The 2,387-nt window shown below is 64.1% G+C and carries 2 protein-coding genes; both read right to left on the bottom strand.

Annotated features, from left to right (window positions below; translation table 11 throughout):
* Window positions 1-68: 68 nt before the first annotated feature.
* Entirely contained in the window at window positions 69-911 is an 843-nt protein-coding gene (locus B0W55_RS29180; protein WP_077049357.1) for an NAD-dependent protein deacetylase, read from the bottom strand.
* A gap of 140 nt (window positions 912-1,051) precedes the next feature.
* Window positions 1,052-2,098, bottom strand: a complete 1,047-nt coding sequence (locus tag B0W55_RS29175; RefSeq protein WP_077049356.1) for a class I SAM-dependent methyltransferase — start codon at window positions 2,096-2,098, stop codon at window positions 1,052-1,054.
* Window positions 2,099-2,387: the final 289 nt, after the last annotated feature.

Genomic DNA, 2,387 nt, shown 5'->3' with positions numbered 1-2,387 from the left:
GTGGGTCATCCAGCAATAGTGTCGACTGACCCACCGCATTCGCGAGCAAGCCCGCTCCCACATTGAGGCTAAGTGGACAACCTTTGAGCCAGCAATGGCAACAGTTGCTCGCAAGAGGCTTCTATTTTCAGGTCGAGGAGGTCATCGGCGCGGGTCTTGCCCAGGTTGATCGCCAGCAACGGCTTGCCCTGATCCACCACCGCCCGGCACAGGCGGAACGCCGAATACGCCATCAGCGACGAGCCGACCACCAGCAGCCCCGCAGCCTTTTCCACCGCGGCCATGGCTTTGGCGGCGGTGTCCTGGGCGACGTTCTCGCCGAAGAACACCACGTCCGGTTTCATCCGCTGGCCCGTGCAATGCGGGCAGTGCGGCACCTGGAAGCGCGCTTCGAAGGCCGCATCGAGCAGCGTATCGCCGTCCGGCGCCTGCACGGCGTCCACGCCAGCCAGGTACGGGTTTTGCGCTTCCATCAAGCGCTGGATCGAGTCGCGCTGGCTGCGCCGGCCGCAGTCCAGGCACAGCACCCGGTGCAGGCTGCCGTGCAGTTCGATCACGTCATGGCTGCCGGCCTGGTCGTGCAAGGTGTCGACATTCTGCGTGATCAGGCCGCTGATCTGCCGAGTGCTCTGCAAGCGGGCGAGGGTGTCGTGGGCCACATTCGGCAGCGCCTGGCGCACCCGCGGCCAGCCGAGCATCGCCCGGGCCCAGTAGCGGCGGCGGGATTCCGGTGCCGAGAGAAACTCCTGATACATCATCGGCTGCCGGCCGCGGCGCACGCCCTGGTTGTCGCGATAGTCGGGAATGCCCGACGGCGTGCTGATCCCGGCACCGGTCAGGACCACGAACGGCTCATCGGCCATCAGTTGCTGGAGGCGGTCGAGTTGTTCGTGGGTCTGGCTGTCGAGCATGTTCAATACTCCGGGTCACCTGAATACACACTGTAGGGGCGAGCATGCTCGCGATGGACGTTAACGATAACACTGGCTGCCTGATGCCCCGCGGTGTTTTGTCTGCCATCGCGAGCAAGCTCGCTCCTACTGGGAACGTGTTACTTGCGGGCTTCCAGAATCAGGTTGAACGGTGTCTCGGTAGCCCGCCGGAAACACGAGAATCCTGCCTCGATAAACACCTTGCGCAAGCGCGCCTCGCCCGCCTGGGCACCCAGCCCCAATCCAACCTCCTGGGACAGTGAGTTGGGCGTGCAGATAAAAGTCGACGCGGCATAGAACAGCCGGCCTACCGGCGTGATGTTGTCGTCCAGCGAATCATGGGCGAACGGTTCCACCAGCAACACCGTGCCGTCCGGCTTCAACGACGCGTAGGCGTGTTTCGCCGCGCCCACCGGGTCGCCCATGTCGTGCAGGCAGTCGAAATAACAGATCAGGTCATAGTCATCGCCGGGGTAGCTTTTTGCCGTGCCCTGGAAAAACGTCGCCCGGCCGGACACGCCACCTTCTTCGGCTCGCTGGGTGGCAACCGTGATGGAGGGCGCGTGGTAGTCGAAACCGACGAACCGCGATTCGGGAAAGGCCTGGGCCATGATCACGGTGGAGGCACCGTGGCCGCAGCCAATGTCCGCCACCTTGGCCCCGGCCTCCAGTTTGGCCAATACGCCATCGAGGGCCGGCAGCCATTCGGCGATCAGGTGCGCCTTGTACCCGGGGCGGAAGAAGCGTTCGGTGCCGCTGAACATGCACGGGTGGTGATCGCCCCAGGGCAGGGCGCCGTCGCCGCGCATGGCGTTGACCAGTTTGTCCTTGTCATGGAAAAACGACGCGACGACCCCGACACCGCCAGCTACGTACACCGGCGAGTCCTCGATGGCCAGGGCCAGGGCCTCTTCTTCGGGCAGGCGAAACTGGCCGTCACGGTGTTCCATGTAGCCGGCGGCGGCATGGGCGCTGAGCCATTCGCGTACCAGTCGGGGGTTGCAGCCGGTTCTGGCCGCGAGTGCTTCGGGGCTGGTCAACTGGCTGTCGGCCATGGCCCGGTACAGGCCGAGCTCTTCGCCGAGAATGACATTGGCCAGCATCGCCGCGCCGCCCATGTCGTTGACCAACTTGCCCATGAAATCATTGAGTCTGGCCTCGTCCATCACGTGTGCTCCTGTTGCAGGATCAGGGTCCAGAGGCAGTGTGGGTCGAGGCATGCGCCCCTGGGCGGTGGTCGTGGGGAATGAACAGGACGGCGTCCTGAGTGAAATAAGTTTAGATCGTCGTCTGTGCGCAGTTACCCGAGTCGACGAAAGCCCCGTGACTGACACCGGCCCCCTTGTGGGAGCGGGCTTGCTCGCGAAGACGGCGGCACATTCAGCAGGGGTGTCGCCTGACCCGGCGCTTTCGCGAGCAAGCCCGCTCCCACAGGTGTGTATCTCAATGTATACA

The sequence above is a fragment of the Pseudomonas sp. KK4 genome, from assembly GCF_001984065.1.
GTDB lineage: Bacteria > Pseudomonadota > Gammaproteobacteria > Pseudomonadales > Pseudomonadaceae > Aquipseudomonas.
Note: the sequence above shows the minus strand (reverse complement) of the source record. Positions and strands in the feature narration are given on the sequence as shown.

What these genes read in the sequence shown, in the direction of transcription:
- B0W55_RS29180 (WP_077049357.1), bottom strand. Translation starts at nt 911, where the DNA reads ATGCTCGACAGCCAGACCCACGAACAACTCGACCGCCTCCAGCAACTG.
- B0W55_RS29175 (WP_077049356.1), bottom strand. Translation starts at nt 2,098, where the DNA reads ATGGACGAGGCCAGACTCAATGATTTCATGGGCAAGTTGGTCAACGAC.